Annotated in this window: 20 protein-coding genes and 1 riboswitch; of the genes, 3 read left to right on the forward strand and 17 right to left on the reverse strand. The window is 38.7% G+C overall.

The genetic code is table 11. The features are described 5' to 3' along the window. Nucleotides 1-74: 74 nt before the first annotated feature. The 10 genes from AC0UMU_RS05175 to thiD form a co-directional block, all read right to left on the reverse strand. Nucleotides 75-2,240, reverse strand: coding sequence for a S46 family peptidase (locus AC0UMU_RS05175; protein ID WP_278714737.1), 2,166 nt, complete (start codon nt 2,238-2,240; stop codon nt 75-77). 98 nt (nt 2,241-2,338) lie between these two features. Continuing rightward, complete coding sequence (locus AC0UMU_RS05180; protein WP_009319243.1) at nt 2,339-3,031, reverse strand: HesA/MoeB/ThiF family protein; 693 nt, start codon at nt 3,029-3,031, stop codon at nt 2,339-2,341. Nucleotides 3,032-3,042: 11 nt separating this feature from the next. Beyond that, complete coding sequence (thiH, locus tag AC0UMU_RS05185) at nt 3,043-4,158, reverse strand: 2-iminoacetate synthase ThiH (RefSeq protein WP_022389670.1); 1,116 nt, start codon at nt 4,156-4,158, stop codon at nt 3,043-3,045. 4 nt (nt 4,159-4,162) lie between these two features. Continuing rightward, nucleotides 4,163-4,708: a HEAT-like fold family protein gene (locus tag AC0UMU_RS05190; RefSeq protein WP_009319245.1), complete on the reverse strand. Its 546-nt coding sequence runs from the start codon at nt 4,706-4,708 to the stop codon at nt 4,163-4,165. 6 nt (nt 4,709-4,714) lie between these two features. Beyond that, nucleotides 4,715-6,412, reverse strand: a complete 1,698-nt coding sequence (gene thiC / locus AC0UMU_RS05195; RefSeq protein ID WP_278714736.1) for a phosphomethylpyrimidine synthase ThiC — start codon at nt 6,410-6,412, stop codon at nt 4,715-4,717. Nucleotides 6,413-6,438: 26 nt separating this feature from the next. Beyond that, nucleotides 6,439-7,206, reverse strand: coding sequence for a thiazole synthase (locus tag AC0UMU_RS05200; RefSeq protein ID WP_278714735.1), 768 nt, complete (start codon nt 7,204-7,206; stop codon nt 6,439-6,441). Continuing rightward, nucleotides 7,199-7,828, reverse strand: a complete 630-nt coding sequence (locus AC0UMU_RS05205) for a thiamine phosphate synthase (protein WP_122303578.1) — start codon at nt 7,826-7,828, stop codon at nt 7,199-7,201. Before AC0UMU_RS05205 ends, AC0UMU_RS05200 begins: the two co-directional genes overlap by 8 nt. Nucleotides 7,829-7,839: 11 nt before the next feature. Beyond that, nucleotides 7,840-8,427 carry a thiamine phosphate synthase gene (locus tag AC0UMU_RS05210; protein ID WP_009319249.1) on the reverse strand — a complete coding sequence of 196 codons (588 nt, stop codon included), beginning with the start codon at nt 8,425-8,427 and terminating at the stop codon, nt 7,840-7,842. 83 nt (nt 8,428-8,510) lie between these two features. After that, nucleotides 8,511-8,699, reverse strand: a complete 189-nt coding sequence (thiS, locus tag AC0UMU_RS05215) for a sulfur carrier protein ThiS (RefSeq protein ID WP_270214540.1) — start codon at nt 8,697-8,699, stop codon at nt 8,511-8,513. A gap of 70 nt (nt 8,700-8,769) precedes the next feature. Next, nucleotides 8,770-9,612, reverse strand: a complete 843-nt coding sequence (gene thiD, locus AC0UMU_RS05220) for a bifunctional hydroxymethylpyrimidine kinase/phosphomethylpyrimidine kinase (protein ID WP_278714734.1) — start codon at nt 9,610-9,612, stop codon at nt 8,770-8,772. A gap of 69 nt (nt 9,613-9,681) precedes the next feature. Next, nucleotides 9,682-9,771, reverse strand: a riboswitch (TPP riboswitch). Between the two features lie 191 nt (nt 9,772-9,962). On the opposite strand from thiD, the gene mscL reads away from it, so the two are divergent. Further along, on the forward strand, nt 9,963-10,400 hold the full coding sequence (gene mscL, locus AC0UMU_RS05225) for a large-conductance mechanosensitive channel protein MscL (RefSeq protein WP_278714733.1): 438 nt from the start codon (nt 9,963-9,965) through the stop codon (nt 10,398-10,400). A 257-nt stretch (nt 10,401-10,657) separates the two neighbouring features. On the opposite strand, the gene AC0UMU_RS05230 is transcribed toward mscL, so the two are convergent. The 7 genes from AC0UMU_RS05230 to AC0UMU_RS05260 all read right to left on the reverse strand — a co-directional run bounded on the left by AC0UMU_RS05230 (nt 10,658) and on the right by AC0UMU_RS05260 (nt 18,381). After that, nucleotides 10,658-11,413 carry a hypothetical protein gene (locus tag AC0UMU_RS05230; RefSeq protein ID WP_022600910.1) on the reverse strand — a complete coding sequence of 252 codons (756 nt, stop codon included), beginning with the start codon at nt 11,411-11,413 and terminating at the stop codon, nt 10,658-10,660. A gap of 64 nt (nt 11,414-11,477) precedes the next feature. Then, nucleotides 11,478-12,710 carry a porin family protein gene (locus tag AC0UMU_RS05235; protein ID WP_270214542.1) on the reverse strand — a complete coding sequence of 411 codons (1,233 nt, stop codon included), beginning with the start codon at nt 12,708-12,710 and terminating at the stop codon, nt 11,478-11,480. A 48-nt stretch (nt 12,711-12,758) separates the two neighbouring features. Continuing rightward, nucleotides 12,759-13,283, reverse strand: coding sequence for an RNA polymerase sigma factor (locus AC0UMU_RS05240; RefSeq protein WP_009319258.1), 525 nt, complete (start codon nt 13,281-13,283; stop codon nt 12,759-12,761). Nucleotides 13,284-13,447: 164 nt separating this feature from the next. Continuing rightward, nucleotides 13,448-14,695, reverse strand: coding sequence for a DUF1015 domain-containing protein (locus tag AC0UMU_RS05245; protein WP_022390719.1), 1,248 nt, complete (start codon nt 14,693-14,695; stop codon nt 13,448-13,450). Between the two features lie 118 nt (nt 14,696-14,813). Continuing rightward, nucleotides 14,814-15,734 carry an NAD(P)-dependent oxidoreductase gene (locus tag AC0UMU_RS05250; protein ID WP_009319260.1) on the reverse strand — a complete coding sequence of 307 codons (921 nt, stop codon included), beginning with the start codon at nt 15,732-15,734 and terminating at the stop codon, nt 14,814-14,816. A 15-nt stretch (nt 15,735-15,749) separates the two neighbouring features. After that, nucleotides 15,750-16,817, reverse strand: a complete 1,068-nt coding sequence (gene serC, locus AC0UMU_RS05255) for a 3-phosphoserine/phosphohydroxythreonine transaminase (protein WP_009319261.1) — start codon at nt 16,815-16,817, stop codon at nt 15,750-15,752. Nucleotides 16,818-17,106: 289 nt separating this feature from the next. Further along, nucleotides 17,107-18,381 (reverse strand): replication-associated recombination protein A, encoded by a 1,275-nt coding sequence (locus AC0UMU_RS05260; RefSeq protein ID WP_473979889.1) that lies wholly within the window; start codon nt 18,379-18,381, stop codon nt 17,107-17,109. A gap of 245 nt (nt 18,382-18,626) precedes the next feature. Between AC0UMU_RS05260 and AC0UMU_RS05265 the strand changes: the two genes are divergently transcribed. After that, complete coding sequence (locus AC0UMU_RS05265) at nt 18,627-20,171, forward strand: sulfatase family protein (protein WP_278714730.1); 1,545 nt, start codon at nt 18,627-18,629, stop codon at nt 20,169-20,171. Nucleotides 20,172-20,297: 126 nt separating this feature from the next. Continuing rightward, nucleotides 20,298-21,878, forward strand: coding sequence for a sulfatase family protein (locus tag AC0UMU_RS05270; protein ID WP_278714729.1), 1,581 nt, complete (start codon nt 20,298-20,300; stop codon nt 21,876-21,878). Nucleotides 21,879-21,974: the final 96 nt, after the last annotated feature.

The raw sequence follows: 21,974 nt of genomic DNA on the forward strand, positions 1-21,974 counted from the left end.
TGTAATGGGATAATAAAAGAGCGATTTATCTTTCGTAAACAAAAATAAATCGCTCTTTTATTATTTGGATACCTTTATCTTATTATGTTCAGTTCTTCTATCAAGTGGGACGCATTTGCATATTTATCGATGATAAATAATATATATCTTATATCTGTACAAATGGTGCGTTGATAAGTTTTTTGATATTGAATGTCTCCGGTTATACCCTCCCAATTCCGGTCGAATCCGATACCGACAAGCTCTCCTTTTGAGTTCATTACAGGACTTCCCGAGTTACCTCCTGTCGTGTGAGTGTTTGCAATAAAATTTACAGGCATAGAACCGTCTATCCTACTATAATTCCCGAAGTCTTTTTTCTTGTATAATTCTTTTAGACGAGGTGACACCACGAATTCCCAGTTGTCGGGATCTTCCTTTTCCATAACTCCATCTAAAGTAGTATAATAACGACAAGAAATTCCGTCTGCCGGATTTAACGGAGATACGTTTCCGTAAGTTAACCGGATAGTGAAATTTGCATCCGGATAATTGGGTTTATCCCCGTTCATTTCTAAAATACCTTTGATGTAGGTGCGTTGAGCATTAGCTATTTTTATCTCATCTTGCTTTAGCGCTTTTGAAATATTTTTTGCTTCATCTCGTATTGATCGGGCAAAAGCGATCATGCAGTCCTGTTCTAAAACCTTAACGGATGGATGTTTTTTGAATTTTTCATATTGAGAGGGATTACCATATATCGATTTTTCAAATAATTCATCGACATACCTATCGATATTTCCGTTATATTTTTTGTCTACTGTTTTAAAGAATGTCGGACGCTCTTCCGGAGATATTTTTTCAGCATATAGTTTCAATAATGCTTTTGCGATTTTCTTGTCTACTTCAGGTGCGTAATCTTTATTTCGGAAATTAGAGTACCCTTTATTTATGATCTGCATAGCCGAGTCCGGAAAAATTTTCTTTCCGGATTTTTTCATTTTTTCAATTAAACTTTGATGCGTAGGAACCCGACTGAATTCAATGCCGATAAATAGAGCTTCATTGAGATATTGCATGCGTTTTTTTAGATTGGCTCTGTTATTGACAATCGTTGCTATATCTTCTGCGGCCTGTTTATATTCCGGTTTGTCGTTTTGTTTGCTCCATTTCAACAACTGTTGTTGCTCTTTCTCCTTAAGAGCTACAAGTTGCTGTTGGTTTATCATTTTGTTCATTCCTTTACTGCTTTTATAGCTATTGGTAGAATTGGCATATTTCCCGGAATATTGAATGCGTATTTTCGGATCTTTCAACATTTCTTCCAACATTAATTGTTGACGAAGGTCTCGTACCTCGACTCGAATGCTATTTTCTATGTCTCGTCGTTCGATGACTTCGGCCGGAGTATAGTAATGATTAGTGCGTCCCGGAAAGCCCATGAGCATGACAAAATCATTTTCTTGAATACCTTGTGTCGAAAGATTGAAATATTTTTTAGGTCTTAAGGGAATGTTTTTTTCAGAATACGGGGCTGGATTACCCGTACTGTCGGCATATACTCTGAATATAGAAAAATCCCCTGTATGACGAGGCCACATCCAATTGTCCGTATCTGCACCGAATTTGCCGATAGAAGAAGGTGGCGCTGCTACCATTCGCACATCCGAATAAACTTTTTGGGTGAACATGTAGTATTGATTTCCGCCATAGAACGGTTTTATCGTAACTTCGATTCCCGGATGTTTTTTTAAAAAATCTTTGCCGATTCTCTTTTCTGCAAGATTATTCAAATATGATGCAGACAAATAATTCAGTTCTTGTTTTGACGTATCTTTTTTTATCTCGTTTTGAACATAAGCCGTTACATCTTCTATTTTGTCGATAAATGTGACGGTCAGTCCGGGATTGGGGAGTTCTTCTTCCCTGTTTTTAGCCCAGAACCCGTTGGTCAATAGATCGTTGTCAACAGAACTATGTTGCTGTATGTAACTATATCCGCAATGATGGTTAGTCAAAATCAACCCGTTGGGGGATATGACTTCCCCGGTACAACCTCTTCCGAAAATCACAACGGCATCTTTCAGAGATGTGGAGTCCGGATGGTAAATGTCTTCGGCACAGATGTCTAATCCGAGACCTTTCATTTGTGATATGTTTTGTTGGTTTAAGAGAGGAAGTACCCACATTCCTTCATCTGCCTTTGTGGAAAAGAAGGAGGAAGAAAAAAACAATAGAATAAAAAGAAAAATTTTTTTCATAGAGGAGAAAATCTAATTTGTATATTCGAGGCGAAGATAAAAATAAAATCATCCCGTTCCAAATAGTGGAGCAGGATGATTTTTTGTATGAAAGAATATCAAAATTCCAATATTTCAGATTGCATAGAAAGGACATCTATTGTAAACAGCCGGTTACGTAACGGTTTTCCGCATCCGGTGATCACTTTAATGGTTTCCGAAGCCTCTATACATCCGATAATACCGGGGACTACACCTATGACACCGTTTATTGTACGGGGCTTAGAGGTCAGTTCTTGTTCGTCGGGGTAAAGATCTCGATAAGTCATACCACCTTGATAATTGAATACGGACGCTTGACCGAAAAATTCTCCGATTGTTCCGTATATATAAGGCTTTCCTGCTGCAACACAACAGTCGTTTATCAGATAACGTGTAGCGAAGTTATCGCACCCGTCTATAACCAGATCATATTTCTCGACTAAACTCATCGCATTTTTTTCTGAAAAAAACTCTTGATATGTATCGATTTGTATATTTCCTGACAGAGCCTGAAGGCGACGTTTCGCACATTCTACTTTCGGTAATCCTATTTCTTGTTCGGTGTATAGCACTTGTCGTTGTAAATTACTTTCTGAAACAACATCGGCATCGATTAATCCGATACGTCCTATTCCTGCTCCTGTAAGATAAAGAGATATAGGAGAACCCAATCCTCCTACACCCACTAATAGTACCGATGCTTCAGAAAGTTTCTTTTGTCCTTCGTTCCCGATTTCGGGAAGCATAATTTGACGGCTATAGCGTTCCATATTCGTTTAATTTATCTATCGAATATCTCATCCCAGTCTTTCCATACAACTTCATATCCCTGCTGTTTGATCGCTTTTTCGACCTCTTCGGGGGATCTTTCGTCACTGACTGCGAATTGTTCCAAAGCTTGAGGATAAGTAAAATATCCACCCGGTTCGGTTTTTGACCCTGCGCTCATCGATGTGACACCAAGAGTCGTAATATTGTTCCTGAAGTTGGGGCTTTCTCGTGTAGAAATCGATATATCGACATCATGATCAAAAATGCGATACGCAAAAATCAGTTGAGCCAGTTGTCTGTCGGTCATTACTACATTCGGCTGGAAATGTCCTTCAGAGGGACGCATACGCGGAAAATTTACACTATATTTCGTTTTCCAGTAGTGTTTTCTCAGATATTGTAAATGTATGGCCATCATAGTCGTGTCGGTACGCCAATCTTCCAGTCCGATCAATACGCCCATTCCGATTTTATGGACTCCTGCTTGCCCCATGCGGTCAAACCCGTTTACTCTCCACTCGAATTTCGATTTCATTCCTTTGGGATGATATACCTTATAACGATCTTTGTTGTAAGTTTCTTGAAAGCATACCACACCATTTAACCCTGATCGGGTCAGTCGATAGTATTCTTCGCTTTTCAGAGGCATTACTTCTATTGTCAAATTCGAAAAATAAGGGCGGGCAAGCCGTAAAGCGTTTTCAAGATAATCGACACCTGCGTCACGGGGATTTTCTCCTGTCACTATCAATAAATTTTCAAATGGCCCGATTCTGCGTATGGCCTTGCATTCGTTGACAATTTCTTCATCCTTCAATATGACTCGTTTTATCGGGTTATCATGTTGAAATCCGCAGTACACACAATGATTTGTGCAGGAATTTGTAATGTATAAAGGTACATACATTTGTATCGTTTTACCGAAACGTTGTTGGGTGTACATGCGGCTTAGAAATGCCATTTTTTCAAGATATTTATCTGCTGCCGGAGAAATTAGCGCCATAAAATCGTCTATTTGCAAATGCTTTTTATTTAAAGCTCTTTCTACATCGGCATCTGTTTTGGCATAGATCTGTTGTGTGATCTCATCCCATGAATATTTTTCTAATTCTTCAGAAAATAACATATACTTATTTTTCTTTTTTATGCAATGAATTGATTCTTTTGAGAATGTTTTTTCGGGTACATCGTACACCAACGGAATAATATTCCGGTTCGGCATTCTCCAGATAAACTTTTAGTTCACGTAATAACTCCTGTTCTTGCATACACAATTTATAGGCTAATTTCATGCAAAGAGCCTGTACCGCAATGCTTTCACCGGGAGATAGCATATGATTGATACAATAATCGAAAAGGGTAACAGGGAAATCCCCCGTTACCGGTAATTGATATAATATAGACAGTCGCAACCGCTTTATTCCGTCGTGAGGAGAGTCCGGGAGTTCCTGTATCAATTGTTCGTAATAGGGGACGAACCATTCAGGATACATTTTACATAACTTTTCACATGCCCAAGTTGCTCGCCATGCAATTTTTATTTCGCTGTCTTTAGTTAATTGTATTAACGGAATAAACTCTTGTGGACGGCGCGAAACAGAAGTGACAATCTGATCGATAATCTTGCGTGACAAGGACTCTGATAACAATCGGCGAAAATCGGTTACTTTTTCCATTTATATTTATTTTGTACAGTCGTTTAAGTTTTGACTGATGCGCATGGCACAAAAATTCGGACCGCACATCGTGCAATATTCTCCGTCATTTTTTGAGCCTTCTTTATAATACTCTAATGCTCTTTCCGGATCTAAGGAAAGGTTAAATTGGTCTTTCCAGCGGAATTCGAAACGGGCTTTGCTCAGAGCATCGTCCCGTACCTGAGCACCCGGATGACCTTTGGCTATATCTGCTGCGTGAGCTGCGATCTTATATGCGATAACGCCATTACGTACATCCTCGCGATTGGGGAGACCTAAATGTTCTTTAGGAGTTACATAGCAGATCATTGCTGTACCGTACCATGCGATCATCGCGGCTCCGATAGCAGACGTTATATGATCATATCCCGGAGCGATATCGGTAGTCAACGGTCCTAACGTGTAAAAGGGTGCTTCATGGCATGATGTCAGTTGCTTGTCCATATTTTCTCTGATTTTTTGCATGGGAACATGTCCCGGACCTTCGATAATGACTTGTACATTATGAGCCCATGCTTTTTGGGTTAATTCTCCAAGTACATCTAATTCGAGGAATTGTGACCTGTCGTTGGCATCATGTATCGATCCAGGGCGCATGCCGTCACCTAAGGACAAAGCAACATCATACTGTTTCACGATTTCACAGATTTCGTCGAAATGGGTGTATAGGAAATTTTCCTGATTATGACTTATGCACCATTTTGTCATAATAGAACCTCCACGAGATACGATTCCTGTGAGTCGTTCTCCGACAAGTTCGGCATGAGCTTTTAATACTCCTGCGTGTATAGTGAAATAATCTACACCTTGTTCGCATTGTTCAATTAAAGTGTCCTTATAAATTTCCCATGTGAGGTCTTCGGCTTTTCCGTTTACTTTTTCGAGAGCTTGATAGATAGGAACAGTTCCCATCGGAACAGGACAATTGCGAATGATCCATTCTCGTGTCTCATGAATATTATCTCCGGTAGACAAATCCATTAAAGTATCTCCTCCCCAGCGACAACTCCATAACGCTTTGTCGACTTCTTCTTCAATACCAGAAGAGAGTGCCGAGTTACCGATATTCGTATTTAGTTTTACTAAAAAATTTCTGCCGATAATCATCGGCTCGGCTTCGGGATGGTTGATATTTGCAGGGATAATAGCCCGTCCGGCGGCAACTTCATCTCTGACAAATTCCGGAGTAATATGGCTTTTTATACCAAGCATCTCGTTTTGTAGATTTTCTCGGATAGCCACATATTCCATTTCCGGGGTAATAATTCCTTTTTTGGCATAGTACATCTGAGTAATTTCTTTCCCTTTTTTGGCACGATAGGGCAGTTGTACATTTTTGAAACGAATCGGATCTAAAGATTTATCTGCCGTGCGGGAACGTCCGTATTGGGATGTAATTTCGGAAAGACGTTCGACATCATTACGTCCTGTAATCCATGATTCCCGCAAGCGTGGCAATCCTTTTTCCAAATCTATTTCTATTTTCGGATCGGTATAAGCTCCGCTGGTATCGTAAATATATACGGGGTCATTATGCCTTGTGATCCGTTTTCCGTCAATGATTTTTACCGTATCGGTCAAATTTACTTTCCGCATGCCTACCTGGATGTTATATAATTTTCCGGGTACATAGATTTTTTCAGATCCCGGATAACTATTTTTCATGTCGTTTTTAGGTTTCATATCGTGTATTTTATTTATCAGGTGAATTAATCTAGAAAAGAGGTGAGGGGGCTGCTTGCTTCGGCATGACGTCTTTGAGCTCCGAGTCCTGATTCATAAGCTAACCGTCCGGCTTCTACGGCTTGTTTGAAAGCTAAAGCCATTTGCTCAGGATTTCCTGCGATTGCGATTGCCGTATTTACGAGTACGGCATCTGCACCCATTTCCATAGCTTCTGCAGCATGTGACGGAGCTCCGATACCTGCATCTATAACGACAGGGATATTGCTTTGCTCTATGATAATTTCAATGAGATCCCGGGTAATGATGCCTTTGTTCGTTCCGATAGGAGCACCTAAAGGCATCACAGTAGCAGCACCTGCTTCTTCTAACCGTTTGCATAGTACCGGATCGGCTTGAATGTAAGGCAATACGACAAACCCCATTTTCGCTAACACCTCGGTTGCTTTCAGTGTTTCTATGGGGTCTGGTAATAAATATTTCGGATCGGGATGTATTTCTAATTTTATAAAATTAGTTCCGAATGCTTCTCTTGCTAATTGTGCAGCAAGTACTGCCTCCTCTGCATCACGGACTCCCGATGTATTCGGAAGTAATTGTATATGATCTCGATTGATATGGACTAAGATATCATCTTCCGGATTTTGCATATCAACACGTTTCATGGCAACGGTCACCATCTCTGATCCTGAAGCGATGATCGCTTTTTCCATTAACGGATTAGAACTGAATTTGCCTGTACCTACAAAAAGACGGGAGTTGAATTCCCTGCCTCCGATTACTAATTTATTCATTGTTATACTTGTTTATAAGATTTATAATCAATTGAGTTTCGACTTGAGGATTTTCTGCTCGCAGAATGCTTCCTGATAAAGCAATGCCTGTGACTCCGGTTGACATGATTTCAGGAATGTCATTTTTGGTAATTCCGCCTATCGCAACGATGGGTATTGTATACCCTTTTTCTTTACAAGCCATAAGTATTTTTTTATAACCGTCGATCCCTAAAATAGGGCTCAGATTTTTTTTTGTTTCTGTATAGCGAAAAGGTCCTAACCCGATATAATCGACTCCTTCTTTTATTAGCCGTTCGATATCATCGAGCGTATTGGCTGTTCCACCGATAATATATCCGTTCCCTAATATTTTTCTGGCATCAGATGGGGACATATCGTTTTTCCCTAAATGCACTCCGTCTGCTCCGGTTTTCAATGTCGCTTGTACATGATCATCGAGAATCAATTTTGCATTATATTTTCGACAATATTCTTTTAGTTGTAGAGCTGTTGCTATAACGGTCTGTTCCGGTATATTTTTCATTCGGAGTTGTATCCAGTGGCATCCTCCTTTTAAGGCTTCGATTGCAGATGTCAGATAATCGTATTTTTCGTTGCTATGGGTAATGAATTGTAACATAAACAGATTTGTTAGCAGATTGAATTTTTTAAGATGTTTATTCGATGTTGTAAAGTATGTAGCGTTATGTCTTCCCATAAATAACCGAGTACGGCAACGCCTCCGAAACCGAATTCTTGCAGTAATGGAATATGTTCGGGAGTTATTCCTCCTAATGCATAGACCTTTGAATTGATAATTCCTTTACGTGATGCATCAGCGAGTTCTTCTTTAGAAAAAGCAGATAAGTATCCTTTTTTGGAAATACTGTCGAATATGGGACTGAGGAAGCAGTAGTCTATATCTTCGATATGATCGAGTTCTTCTATTGAATGGCATGATCGGCTTACCGACCCTGTGTGTATTGATGGACATACAGGATTGCGTTTGTTCAAATGAATGCCTTTTAAAGGAAAGGATTCGATTAAATCGAAATGATCGTGAATAACGATTTGTGAATACAGATGAGGTGGTATATCAGACAATAGAGATGCAATATTTTCGGACAAAGAACCCGGTTTACGTATATGTAATAAATCGAGTCCCCCCTCTAACAAAAGTGTTATGGCGTCTGCTTCTCCTTTAAAGAAAGTCGGTCGAGTAATTCCTACTAATTTCATGTAGTGTGCATCTTTTGGAAAGTTCGGTTCTTCTAATGAGAACCGAACTTCAGATTAATCGTATTTTAAGGAACTGAACCGAATCAGCCTCCACACGTAGCCCGAATTACCGTAACTTTATCGCCGTTGGCTAAGAAGGTATCAGGCCAATCTTCTTTACTGATAATTCGGTTATTGACAGCTACTGCTACTCCGTCTGACGTGATGCTCTGACCCGCGAGTAGATCTCGTAGTGTGACCCTGCTTCCTACACAGATTTCTTGGTGATTCAAAAATACTTTCATACACTGTTTTGTTTAATTTCAAGTCTAGGTTGTTACTATTTGTTTTGTTGTTGTGAGTTCAGTGGAATGTGTCTTCTTCCTTTTTTAGGATATGCAAGGGCTGTGGGGCAAAAAAGTGATTTAATGGACCATGTCCCTTGCCGGTTGTAACTTTACTGCCGGTTTTTATGGCTGAAGTAACAAACTGCTTTGCTAATTTTACCGAATCGGATAAGGAATGACCCAATGCCAGATAAGAAGCTATAGCCGAGGATAGGGTACATCCAGTTCCGTGAGTATTGGATGTTGTTATATTCTCAGCTTTAAAGATATATTCTTCTCCATCTGCTGTAAGTAACAAATCGGTCATTATCTTACTTTTTAGATGCCCGCCTTTCATTAAAACTGCGTGGCAACCTTTCTCCAATAATTTTTTCCCGGCTTTATACATGTCTTTCTCTTCCGAGATTGGTATATTGCTTAATAGTGAGGCTTCATCAAGATTAGGAGTGATAATTGTCGATCGGGAAAACATTGTTTCTCGAATAGTATCGATGGTATTATCTTCGATCAATTTATGCCCGCTTGTCGATACCATTACCGGATCGAAGACGACATAACGAGGGGTATATTTGTCCAAAATTTCAATGACCGCTTTTATGATATTGACGGAGTGTAACATTCCTATTTTTATAGAATCTGTTCCAATATCGCTCAGAACTGCTTCTAATTGTGCCGTTACAATATCAGAATCGATGGGCTGTATAGCTTTTACGCCACAAGTATTTTGTGCAGTAATAGCTGTAATGACAGACATCCCGTACACTCCAATTGCCGACATGGTTTTTAGATCGGCTTGTATTCCGGCTCCGCCGCCACTGTCAGATCCTGCAATAGTCAGACATTTCGGATAATAAATCATCTTTGCTCAACTAATTAGATTTGAGTTTTGTTTTAACTCAAAAGAGGCAGGACCCTATGTAGTTTATAATATATGCTATGAACAAATTCCTACGCCGGCATTATCCGTCAGGTTCATAGGGTATAATCTCAGCCTTTTAGGGCACCCCTTTTGTTTCGTACAAAAGTAGAAAAAAGGTTTGGTTTTATTGCTATAATTTGATTAAAATCGGAAAATAAATTAAAAATGAACTTTAATTTAATATAAGTGGTTTATAAACAATGTTATGAATAATCTGTATATTTGTTTTATTGATATTTTCGGAGTTCTTGAAATTTTGAAAGATTTTTATAATACTAATTTGATAAAATATGAAAATGAAATTTGTAAATGATTTTAAGCAGTTTGCTATGCGTGGTAATGTGGTCGATATGGCTGTCGGTATCATTATCGGTGGTGCATTTGGTAAAATTGTATCGTCTGCGGTTTCTGATGTAATTATGCCGGTGGTCGGTTTATTGATCGGGGGTATTAATTTTACGGATTTGAAGTTGACGTTACATGCTGCTGAGGTCAATGCTGCAGGAGAGGTAGTAACTCCTGCTGTAGAGCTGAATTATGGAAATTTTATTCAAGCAAGTGTCGATTTTCTGATTATAGCGTTTGCTATTTTTTGCATGATTAAGTTAATGGCGAAGTTTACTTCTCGGCAAAAAGAAGAAAAACCGGCTACACCTCCAGCCCCTTCAGAAGAAGTTCAGGTTTTAACACAGATCAGAGACCTTTTGCAAAAACAAAAAACAGAGTGATTATTCTAAATTTTCCCGAAAGATATTATCAGGTCATTTGAGTGTTTTATTTCGGTCTGTTTTCGTTTGTCGGATAGCTGTTGTCACCTTGCAAAGGTAACAAACTATACTTGATTGAAAGAAACTCTTAAATCTGATCCGAATAGATTTTATGTAAGCTCTAAAGAAGTATAATCATTCCGCTTTTCTTAACAAGTCACCCTGCAAAACCAAAATTTTGCAGGGTGACTTTATGGAAGTTATGGAAATTATGTGCTTTATTCTGTGGTTGTTGATTCCGTACCTGTAGAATAAGATAATTCTGTATAATAAGCATTCTCAATCACTTTACCTTCATCGTCTTTTACAGAAAAGACTCCGTTAGGTTTTTGTGAGCTTTTAAATTGGAATACGAGTTTGGTTATTCCGGCCTCTTTAGGAATATAGAATGATCTCCATGCCGCTTCAGTTGCATCTTGATTTATAGTCCCTTCATCATAAATGAGCATGACGGTTTTAGTTTTAGCATCAATTTCTTCTCCTTCAGCCGGTAGCTTTTCTACCAGTTTCAAAGAAGATGCTGTTCCCCCTTCTGCGGTTTTATAAGTTAAAGTTCTGAATGTAATAATGTTGTCTCCATAATCATTAACTTCCATCGTAATAGAAAGATTAGCGATATTGATCAAAGGATCGCTATCTTGAATGGTTATTTCCGAAGATCGGGTGTATTCCTCTATTTCCCATATAGAAATGTCACTCAACTCGGCTTGTATTATAGGAGAATCCGGTTGATTATCCCAGTCTATCAGATAACCGCAGTAGATGCGTTTGCCCCGATCTTCTGCGCTGATACCGTTTCCTGTAATTTTTGCATTCAGATTATCTAAATTAATGCAAGGAACTCCGCTTGAAATCTGTATAGTCCCTATCCCTGAAGATTGTGTCGTATTGCCGTTATCACCGATACATCCGGTTAATAATATCAGAGATAAAACTGTAAATGTAATTCCAACTGTTTTTAAGAATTTGTTCATATTTATTTTGTCGTTTATTTTGTGTGTATAAGATCTTTTTTATTGAAAACTCAAAAAACTCCTGTTAAAAGTTTGTTCTTAAACCTACTTGAAAAATGAAATTCAAGGGTTTATCTTTCCATAAATCGGGAATATCGCTTTTATTATTAATGTAATATGCCATTGATGGTTCTGCATATAATTCTAATTGAGGAATAAATGCATAAGCTGCTCCGGCTCTGAGTTGCAATGACCACTGCGGTTTTTTATCTCGAATATCTTCTGTCCCGTTACTGGATGCAATACCGTTTCTGGCAGTTTCGGTCCTGCGCCCGCTGACATTGAAATCTATTTTAGGCCCTGCCGCAGCATAGAATGAAAAATTCCCGGCACGGGCAAAGCGATATATCGCTTGTAAAGGTATACCTATGTAATGTAATTCTTGTTTTCCTTCTTGACTTAATGATTGAGTTTTGTAGTCTGAACGTAATAGTGTATAGACTATACCACTTTCGATTCCCCAATGCTTACCGAGATGTTTTTCAATAGTCAAGCCGACAGATATGGGTGTCTTGTGTGTGAACTTTAACGGTTCGGGAGTCGAGAATAAACTAAGCTCATCTCCCATAATCGAAGAACTTCTTGTCAGAGGTTGGTTATTCGTATTTTTTGATCCCGGAAGAGCATTCGCAGCCAATAATCCGAGAGAAAAACCGTTTCTTTTTTGGGAATTGAAATTGGTTTCTGTCAAGACCTCTTTTTGACCTGCTTGTTCAAATTCTTTTAGTTTACGATTGTATTCTTCTTCGGAAATGTTATCCGGATGTCTTTTCTGTTCGTTATTTGCTTTTTTTACAACAGAAGGAAAAGTCTTGCTCAGTTTTTCCTCTTTCCCCTGATTATTCGGTTGTTGTGTAATAAATTCATTTATCACCACATTCTCTGATAATTCTTTCTGAACATTTTTTTCTTTTTCAGTAGTCGTTTTAGACTGAGTGATCAGGGGCTTGTGTGGCAGGGAAACCTTAGCTTCTTGTATATTCGGTTCTTCTGTTTTAGGAGGTTGTTGTTGAGGAATGGCAGAATGTCGGTTTTGAACAATTTGTATCTTATCCGATTGTTCTAAAAACAGATAAGCGGTAACAGAGCATACGGCAACAATGATACATGCTGCTGCGTATCTGATAAATACAGGTAAAGAAAAGACTTTTTTACGAGGCAGTTCTTTTTCGATAGATTCCCATAAACCTACAGGAACCTCTGTTTCGTGGTCTTTTAATTTTTCCTGTATAAGATGTTCAAAATCTTTATTGTTCATCTTTCTCTGTTTTACAAGGCATAAACCTTTTTATTTTTCAATTATCTATTATAATTCTTCTAATTTTTTTTGTAACAGCCGTTTGGCTCGGGTCAATTGGGAACGAGATGTACTTTCTGTGATACCTAAGGCATCTCCTATTTCTTTATGGGAGTAGCCTTCTATGACAAACATATTGAAAACCGTCCGAAATCCCGGGGGAAGCTCCGCTATCAGTTCCATTAACTCGTCTGCCGATATTCGTTCTATGGCCGAATAATCTACCTCTTGTAAAACTTCCGTATTGTCGATTTCAACCGACTCTTTCAGAATATCATTTTTACGGAGATATTCTAATGCCGTATTTACAAAAATACGTCTCATCCAACCTTCAAAAGATCCGCTTCCTTCAAAAGATCCGATTGCAGAAAAAACCTTGATAAAACCCTCTTGCAACAGATCCTCAGCCGTTTCCCGGTTACTTCCGTAACGCAGGCATACCGACATCATTTTCCGTGCATAGGTATCATATAAAGCTTTTTGAGCTTTCGGATTATGCTGTTTACAACCTTCTATAAGTTGCGTTTCATTCATTCGGTTCGCGTAATTTATTGCGAACAACTATCAAATAGATGTTTTTCTCTATTTGATAGCTGCATCACATACGTATTTTTTGTCTTTTTTTAGGAATCTGGAACTTTAATAATCGTTTTAATGTCAAAAGTTCCAGATTGCTTCTATATATTTCGGAATAAGAATTAATCTAACTTGTGGATTATAAGTCCAGATCGGAGCTTGGGCTCGAACCATGTCGTTTTGGGAGGCATGATATTTCCGGAGTCGGCAATGTCCATTAATTGTTTCATTGATACAGGATAAAGGGCTAAAGCCACCTGCATTTCTCCGCTATCCACTCGTTTTTTCAGTTCTCCTAATCCGCGGATTCCTCCTACAAAATCGATACGTTTATCAGACCGGAGATCTTTAATCCCTAAAATTTCGTTTAATATGAGATTGGATGAAATCGTTACGTCAAGAACTCCGATCGGATCATTATCGTCATAAGTTCCCGGCTTTGCCGTAAGACTATACCATTTGCCTGCAAGATAAAGAGAGAAATTATGTAAAGCAGAAGGTTTGTATATCTCGTATCCTTTTTCTTCCACAATAAAATTCTGATGTAATGCAGACAGAAATTGTTCGGCTGTTAATCCGTTGAGGTCTTTTACGACGCGATTATAATCGATGATCGTAAGTTGGTTGGCAGGGAAACATACGGCCATGAAATAGTTGTATTCTTCGTCTCCTTTATGATTTGGATTTTGTTTTGCCTTTTCCGCACCGACCAACGCTGCTGCTGCCGAGCGATGATGTCCGTCTGCGATATATAGTGCCGGCATTTTTGCGAATTCTGCCGTAATGGTAGAGATGTCGTTTTCATCATCGACTATCCAGAATGTATGCCCGAATCCGTCCCCTGGTGCTATAAAATCATATACAGGTTTTTGATCTGTATATTTCTTTATGATCATGTCTAATATTTTATTATCCGGATAAGCAAAAAATACCGGTTCGATGTTGGCGTTATTTACACGAACATGCTTCATCCGGTCTTCTTCTTTATCCCGGCGAGTCAGTTCGTGTTTTTTGATAATGCCGTTCATATAATCCGGAACATAAGCTCCCACGACGAGACCATATTGAGTTTTCCCGTTCATGGTTTGTGCATAAATGTAATAATTTTCTTTTTCGTCCTGTATCAGCCAGCCTTTATCTTGAAATTTTTGAAAATTTTCGGCTGCTTTTGCATATACACGCTCATCATGTTCATCTGTTCCGGAAGGAAAATCTATTTCGGGTTTAATAATGTGATAGAGTGATTTTTCATTTCCCGCAGCTTCGGTTCGAGCTTCTTCCGAATTCAATACGTCATAGGGGCGGGATGCTACCTCTTCTACAAATTTTTGGGGTGGTCTTATTCCTTTAAACGGTTTTATTTGAGCCATATTATAGATTTTAAAATATATGCGAAAATAATATTTAGAACGGATAAAGCGTTAAGATGACAGAGGAATTTAGATTTCTTTGTCATCTTAACGCTTTGTTATAAACGTAAAAATATGTTTATTTGTTTACTTTAAACTTGTCTATACCCTCTTTCAAAAATCCTACCGATTGTTTTGCTGCGGCGATTCCTGCGTTGATGTTGGCTTCGGCTGTTTGAGCACCCATTTTCTTCGGAGTGAAGAAATAGCGTCCTGTAAATTTTTCTGCGAACACAGATGCATTATCAGGTGTAATGTCCGATACGTAACGGAAATCCGGACGTTCATCCATTATTTGCACTAATTCTTCTTCATTTATGACTTCCTTGCGTGCTGTATTAATGAGCATAGCGCCTTTGGGCATTTGTTTCAGAAGAGCATAATTGATCGATTTTTTAGTTTCATTGGTTGCCGGAATATGCAATGATACATATTGACAGGTTGAGTAAAGTTCATTGATGTCTGTAATCGGTTTTACTCCCTCTGCTTCCATCACTGATGCCGGGCAATAAGGGTCAAAAGCGAAAACTTCCATTCCGAAACCTTTCGCAATGCGTGCAACGTTGCGACCTACCTGACCAAATGCGTGAATACCTAATTTTTTACCTTTTAACTCTGTTCCTGATGTTCCGTTATACAGATTCCGGGCCATCATAACTGTCATCCCGAATACTAATTCGGCTACTGCGTTTGAATTTTGTCCGGGAGTATTCATTACACAAACTCCGTTGGCAGTTGCTGTTGCAAGGTCGATATTGTCATATCCTGCTCCGGCACGGACAACGACTTTTAATTGTTTGGCGGCATTGAGAACTTCTGCATCGATAATATCACTACGGACAATTAAGCCGTCAACGTCTTTAACAGCGTCCAATAATTTACTTTTTTCTCCGTATTTTTCGAGTAAAGCTAATTCGATACCGGCACTTTCTACTACATCTTTGATTCCGTTTACAGCAACAGCTGCGAACGGTTTATCTGTTGCAACTAATATTTTCATGATCGTATCTCCTTATTAATGAGCTTTTTCAAATTCTTTCATCGTGTCGATCAAAGCTTCGACACTTGATTTTGGCATTGCATTGTAAATGGATGCTCTGAAACCTCCTACGGAGCGGTGACCTTTAATGCCGACCATACCTTTGCTTGTCGCGAATTTGATAAATTCGTCTTCCAGGTCTTTGTATTCGTCATTCATTACGAAACAAACGTTCATGATCGAGCGGTCTTCTACATTAGCTGTTCCTTTAAACAGTTTATTGCGATCTATTTCATCGTAAAGAATAGCTGCTTTTTCGATATTCATTTTTTCAAGCACCTTAACGCCACCCAATTGCTTGTAGTATTTTAATGTTTGCAATGCTGAGAATACCGGTAAACAGGGAGGAGTGTTAAACATAGATCCTTTTTTGATATGGGTTCGGTAATCGAGCATGGTGGGAATAGCACGATCTACATGTCCGAGAGCATCTTCACGAACAATTGCGATTGTAACACCGGCAGGTGCTAAGTTCTTTTGTGCTCCGGCATAAATGATATTGTATTTGGCAATATCGATCGGGCGCGAAAAAATGTCCGAAGACATATCTGCTACCAACGGTACTTTTACGTCCGGATCATAGCGCATTTCAGTACCGAAGATAGTATTATTGGTAGTGATGTGAAAGTAATCGGCATCTTCGGGTACTGTATATCCTTTAGGAATATAAGTAAAGTTAGCTTCTTTTGAAGAAGCGACAACATCGACTTCACCGAATAACTTGGCTTCTTTAATAGCGTTTACAGCCCAAGTTCCGGTTTCAAGATAAGCGGCTTTCTTTTTCAACAAATTGAACGGAACCATGCAGAATTGCAAACTGGCGCCACCACCGAGGAAAACGACTTCGTATCCGGACGGAACATCTAATAACTCTTTTACAAGAGCTTGTGCTTCATCCATTACAGCGACAAATTCTTTGCTACGGTGTGATATTTCCAATAAAGATAATCCTGTCCCTGCAAAATCTAATACGGCATCAGCCGTGTTTTTGATGGTGTATTCACTCAGAATAGAAGGACCTGCGTAAAAATTGTGCTTCTTCATTTGTTCAATATTTATAGTTTATATACTGTTCTATTAATATTTAGGAAATTGTTTTCCGGCATGCATATTAAGGTTTCTATAAATATGTAATATTCGGAGAATTCCGGATCGGATTAAAAACAATTTCTGTTGTATATCGATGCTGCGAAATTAATACAAATTTTATGTATAACAAAAAAAATATCCGATCAATTTGAATATAAATGGACAAATAAAAAAACTATTTGTTATTTTACTCTTCGTTTGGTTTACAATATTATAGTTGTAATCCCGTTTTTAAGGAGTTTGTCTATTTATAACGGTCTTTCCATAAATAAGATAAATGGTCTTTTAATTTATTTTCTGCCGGATTGGGCTGAGGTTTCCATATAGAGTCGTTTTTTAATTCATCCGGAAGAAATTGTTGTTTGACAAAATGATTTTCATAGTCATGTGCATATTTATAGTTTTTACCGTATTCTAATTCTTTCATCAAAGATGTCGGCGCGTTTCGCAAATGTAACGGAACAGGTAGATTTCCGGTACGTTCTACTATCCCTAAAGCATCATTTATTGCCATATAGGCCGAATTGCTTTTAGGACTGCTCGCCAGATAAATCGTTGCCTCGGCCAAAATGATCCGTCCTTCAGGCCATCCGATATTCTGAAGCGCGTCGAAACAAGCATTGGCGATTAACAAGGCATTCGGATTAGCGAGTCCGATATCTTCTGCTGCCGATATGACAAGACGTCGGGCGATAAAGGCCGGATCTTCTCCTCCGGCTACCATTCGGGCTAACCAGTAAATAGCTCCGTCTGGGTCGCTTCCCCGAATCGACTTGATAAATGCCGATATGATGTCATAGTGCATTTCTCCGCCTTTATCGTATGCTGACGGATTTTGTTGCAGTCGTTCTGTTACTGTCGCATCATCGATAATTATTGTTTTTTCAGTTTCGTTCGAGCTGGTAATCAGGTCTAAAATATTGAGAAGTTTGCGGGCATCGCCTCCTGAGTAACGAAACAGTGCATTCGTTTCTTGTATTTTTATTTTTAAGTTTTTCAATACTTTGTCGCAATGAATCGCTCGATCGAGAAGCGCTTGTAAATTTTTTACTTCAAGAGATTTGAGAACATATACCTGGCAGCGCGATAGGAGAGGACGTATTACTTCGAAAGAGGGATTTTCTGTCGTTGCACCGATCAAGGTAACAGTCCCGTTTTCTACAGCGCCTAATAAAGAGTCTTGTTGAGATTTATTGAATCGGTGTATTTCATCAATAAAAAGTATCGGTCTGCCCGTTTGGAACATCCGGTTATTTTTGCATTTTTCTATAACATCGCGTACGTCTTTTACTCCCGAATGAATTGCACTTAGGGTATAGAACGGAACGTCTAACTGATTGGATATGATTTTAGCTAAGGTCGTTTTGCCGACTCCCGGAGGCCCCCATAAAATAAAGGAGGAAATTTGTCCGGCATCGATCATTCGCCGTAAAATAGCGTCTTTCCCTACCAGATGTTCTTGTCCTATGTACTCGTCTAAATTTTGTGGACGTAATCTTTCTGCCAGAGGTTGTAACATAAATATCGCTTTTTGATTTGATATTACAAAAGTACGAAAAAATAGATCGGTGAGATTCTTGTCGGAAGAATAATTTTGATGTGTATGTATAGGGTGTGGAAAGATTAACAACCAATTTATTGTTTTAACTCAAAAAGTATCTTATTTTTGTAAAAATACTTTGGATATACAAAATCTAAACTATGGAATAAGTTGTCCTTTTTATTAATGGTTGGTATATGGTAAACTTTAAAAATACTATTAGAATGAATCATCCTTATTTATTATGGAGTCTGCTCCCCGGATTTTCTTTATTTACCGGATGTACGGTTTCCCCGAAAAAAGAAGTTATAAAGTCAGATGATCGGTTACCGAATGTAATTTATATTTTTTCGGATGATTTGGGTTTTGGTGATTTGAGTTGTTATGGTGCGACAAAAATACAGACTCCACATATCGATTCGTTGGCGGCTCAGGGAGCTCAGTTTATGAACGCTTATGCATCGTCGGCAACAAGTACCCCTTCTCGGTTTTGTTTGTTGACAGGAGCATATCCGTGGCGTTATGAGAATACCGAGATCGCTACGGGGAATGCCGGTATGATTATCGATACGGCATGTGTTACTATGGCTGATCTGTTTAAGAACGCTGGTTATGTTACCGGTGCGATCGGTAAATGGCATTTGGGATTAGGAGGGCCGAATGGACCTGATTGGAATGGAGAGATAACTCCGAGCCCTCGAAATATAGGTTTTGATTATGATTTTGTTATTCCTGCTACGGTAGATCGTGTTCCGTGTGTATATATCGAAAATGACAGGGTGGTAAATCTTGATCCGAAAGACCCTATTTTTGTAGATTATAATAAAAAAGTAGGTAATTGGCCTACAGTAAAAGAGAATCCTGAGTTATTGAAATTGAAATCGAGTCATGGTCATGATAATACGATTATCAATGGTATAGGGCGTATCGGATATATGACGGGAGGTAAATCCGCTTTATGGGTAGATGAGGATATTGCCGACACGATAGTTTCTAAAGCTAAAGCCTTTATAGCCAAAAATAAAGAAAATCCGTTTTTTCTATATTTAGGGACTCAGGATGTGCATGTTCCTCGTATTCCACATCCTCGTTTTGCCGGAAAAAGCGGTTTGGGTGTGAGAGGTGATGTCATATTGCAACTGGATTGGACTATCGGGCGATTGATGCATACGCTTGACAGTTTGGGCATAGCGAATAATACTCTATTTATTTTTACAAGTGATAACGGACCTGTGATTGATGACGGATATATAGATGGGGCTTTGGAAAATCTGAACGGGCATACGCCTATGGGAATTTATAGAGGAGGTAAATATAGTGCTTATGAAGCCGGAACACGTGTGCCGTTTATTGTCCGATGGCCGGATAGAATCAAACCTGTAAAGCAACATGCGTTGTTTTCGCAAGTCGATGTATTTGCTTCTATGGCAGAATTGTTGGGCAAGGATTTACCGAAAGGTGTTGCTCCGGATAGCCAAGGCAATCTTTCTGTCTTTTTAGGTGACGAATCGAAAGACCGGGAATATGTCGTTCAGCAAAATCTGAATAATACACTCTCGATTATTCAGGGAAAATGGAAATATATAGAGCCGAGTAAAATGCCTAATGCCGTTTCATGGGTGGAAATGGATTTGGGAAACAGCCCTGAAGCTCAGTTGTACGATCTGTCTACCGACCCGGCAGAAAAGCAGAATGTAGCGATACAATATCCGGAAGTTGTAAAGCGTCTTTCGGTCTTGTTGAATGAGGTGAAATCTCGAAAAAAATAATGGAATAATTATTGTAAACCTTAAGAATCTGTTTCAGTCAAGTTTTTAAATTCTATTCGAAAGTCATCTTCATAGTTGAAACGGATAGTATAAGATTTAAACAGATTCTAAAATTTAACTGATACAATGAAATATTCTGGTCAAGTTTTATATTCGTTATCGGGAGTCGCAGTTCTGTTTTCTGCATTGTCTTGTTCAGGGGAAAAAGGAAAATCTGCAAAAAACTATAATATTGTATATATTATGACGGATGATCATACGGCTCAGATGATGAGTTGTTATGATACCCGTTATATAAATACTCCGAACCTGGACCGTATTGCAGCAGATGGCGTTCGTTTTACGAACAGCTTTGTTGCCAATTCATTAAGCGGGCCGAGCAGGGCTTGTATGATTACGGGAAAACACAGTCATGCAAATGGATTCACCGATAATACCACTTGTGTTTTTGACTCTTCTCAGCAAACAATGCCTAAACTTCTCCGAAAAGCCGGATATCAAACTGCGTTGGTGGGTAAATGGCATCTTGAAAGTCTGCCTTCAGGATTTGATTATTGGGAGATTCTTCCCGGCCAGGGCGATTATTATAATCCGGATTTTATCCGTATGAATAATGATACGGTACAAAGACGAGGATATGTTACGAACCTGATTACCGACATAGGAATAAATTGGCTGGAGAATGAGAGAGATGAGACCAAACCTTTTGCTATATTCTTGCATCATAAGGCTGTACATCGAGACTGGTTACCTGAGATAAAGAATCTTTCTTTGTATGAAGATAAAATTTTCCCGTTACCGGATAATTTTTTTGATGATTATAACGGACGTCTTGCTGCTGCGGCACAGGAAATGAGTATTGCCGAAGATATGGATATTATTTATGATCTGAAAATGTTGGCAGTTGGGAAAGAGAGTCGTTTAAAATCGGTATATGAACAAATTATAGGTCGGATGACTCCGGAAGAACGTAAGGTTTGGGATCATTTTTATGATCCGATAATACAAGATTTTTATTCTCGGAAACTAAGCGGGAAAGAGTTGGCTGAATGGAAATTTCAGCGTTACATGAGGGATTATATGAAAGTAGTAAAATCCTTGGATGACAATGTCGGGAGGATTCTCGATTATCTTGATAAAAAAGGCTTATTGGAGAATACATTGATTGTTTATACCTCTGATCAGGGATTTTATATGGGAGAACACGGGTGGTTCGATAAACGTTTCATGTACGAAGAGTCTATGCGTACCCCCTTGATTATGCGTTTGCCGAAAGATTTTGATAAAAAAGGAGATATTTCTCAATTAGTTCAAAATATAGATTATGCACCTACATTTTTAGATTTGGCAAGAGTACCTGTCCCTGAAGATATGCAAGGTATTTCTTTACTTCCTTTATTGAAAGGGAAGAATCCGAAAAATTGGAGAAAGTCTCTTTATTATCATTTTTATGAATATCCGGCAGAACATGCCGTAAAACGTCATTATGGAGTTCGTACGGATAAATATAAGTTGATACATTTTTATAACGATATAGATGCTTGGGAACTGTATGATCTCGAAAAAGATCCGACAGAGATGCATAATGTGTTTGATGATCCGGAATACGGGAAAGTCGTTGATTTTATGAATCGAGAACTGGTGCGTTTACAAAAACAGTATAATGATACATTTGCATTATCCTTGAACAAGTTTATGATGGAATAATTGGGGGATACTTTCTCAGAACTTAATAAGAAAGAGGCTGTCTAAGTTTTCCGATAAGAGGATAATATTAGTCTTTTTGGCATTTTTGTTTTTTTA

It is taken from the genome of Coprobacter fastidiosus (assembly GCF_982245605.1).

Coding starts and splice junctions, on each gene's coding strand:
- AC0UMU_RS05265 (WP_278714730.1), top strand. CDS start 18,627: ATGAATCATCCTTATTTATTATGGAGTCTGCTCCCCGGATTTTCTTTA.
- AC0UMU_RS05250 (WP_009319260.1), bottom strand. CDS start 15,734: ATGAAAATATTAGTTGCAACAGATAAACCGTTCGCAGCTGTTGCTGTA.
- AC0UMU_RS05260 (WP_473979889.1), bottom strand. CDS start 18,381: ATGTTACAACCTCTGGCAGAAAGATTACGTCCACAAAATTTAGACGAG.
- AC0UMU_RS05245 (WP_022390719.1), bottom strand. CDS start 14,695: ATGGCTCAAATAAAACCGTTTAAAGGAATAAGACCACCCCAAAAATTT.
- AC0UMU_RS05270 (WP_278714729.1), top strand. CDS start 20,298: ATGAAATATTCTGGTCAAGTTTTATATTCGTTATCGGGAGTCGCAGTT.
- AC0UMU_RS05200 (WP_278714735.1), bottom strand. CDS start 7,206: ATGAATAAATTAGTAATCGGAGGCAGGGAATTCAACTCCCGTCTTTTT.
- serC (WP_009319261.1), bottom strand. CDS start 16,817: ATGAAGAAGCACAATTTTTACGCAGGTCCTTCTATTCTGAGTGAATAC.
- thiC (WP_278714736.1), bottom strand. CDS start 6,412: ATGAAACCTAAAAACGACATGAAAAATAGTTATCCGGGATCTGAAAAA.
- AC0UMU_RS05210 (WP_009319249.1), bottom strand. CDS start 8,427: ATGAAATTAGTAGGAATTACTCGACCGACTTTCTTTAAAGGAGAAGCA.
- AC0UMU_RS05205 (WP_122303578.1), bottom strand. CDS start 7,828: ATGTTACAATTCATTACCCATAGCAACGAAAAATACGATTATCTGACA.
- AC0UMU_RS05180 (WP_009319243.1), bottom strand. CDS start 3,031: ATGGAACGCTATAGCCGTCAAATTATGCTTCCCGAAATCGGGAACGAA.
- AC0UMU_RS05240 (WP_009319258.1), bottom strand. CDS start 13,283: ATGAATGAAACGCAACTTATAGAAGGTTGTAAACAGCATAATCCGAAA.
- AC0UMU_RS05230 (WP_022600910.1), bottom strand. CDS start 11,413: ATGAACAAATTCTTAAAAACAGTTGGAATTACATTTACAGTTTTATCT.
- thiD (WP_278714734.1), bottom strand. CDS start 9,612: ATGATTTATTATCCGAAATGTCTGACTATTGCAGGATCTGACAGTGGC.
- mscL (WP_278714733.1), top strand. CDS start 9,963: ATGAAAATGAAATTTGTAAATGATTTTAAGCAGTTTGCTATGCGTGGT.
- AC0UMU_RS05190 (WP_009319245.1), bottom strand. CDS start 4,708: ATGGAAAAAGTAACCGATTTTCGCCGATTGTTATCAGAGTCCTTGTCA.
- thiH (WP_022389670.1), bottom strand. CDS start 4,158: ATGTTATTTTCTGAAGAATTAGAAAAATATTCATGGGATGAGATCACA.
- AC0UMU_RS05175 (WP_278714737.1), bottom strand. CDS start 2,240: ATGAAAAAAATTTTTCTTTTTATTCTATTGTTTTTTTCTTCCTCCTTC.
- AC0UMU_RS05235 (WP_270214542.1), bottom strand. CDS start 12,710: ATGAACAATAAAGATTTTGAACATCTTATACAGGAAAAATTAAAAGAC.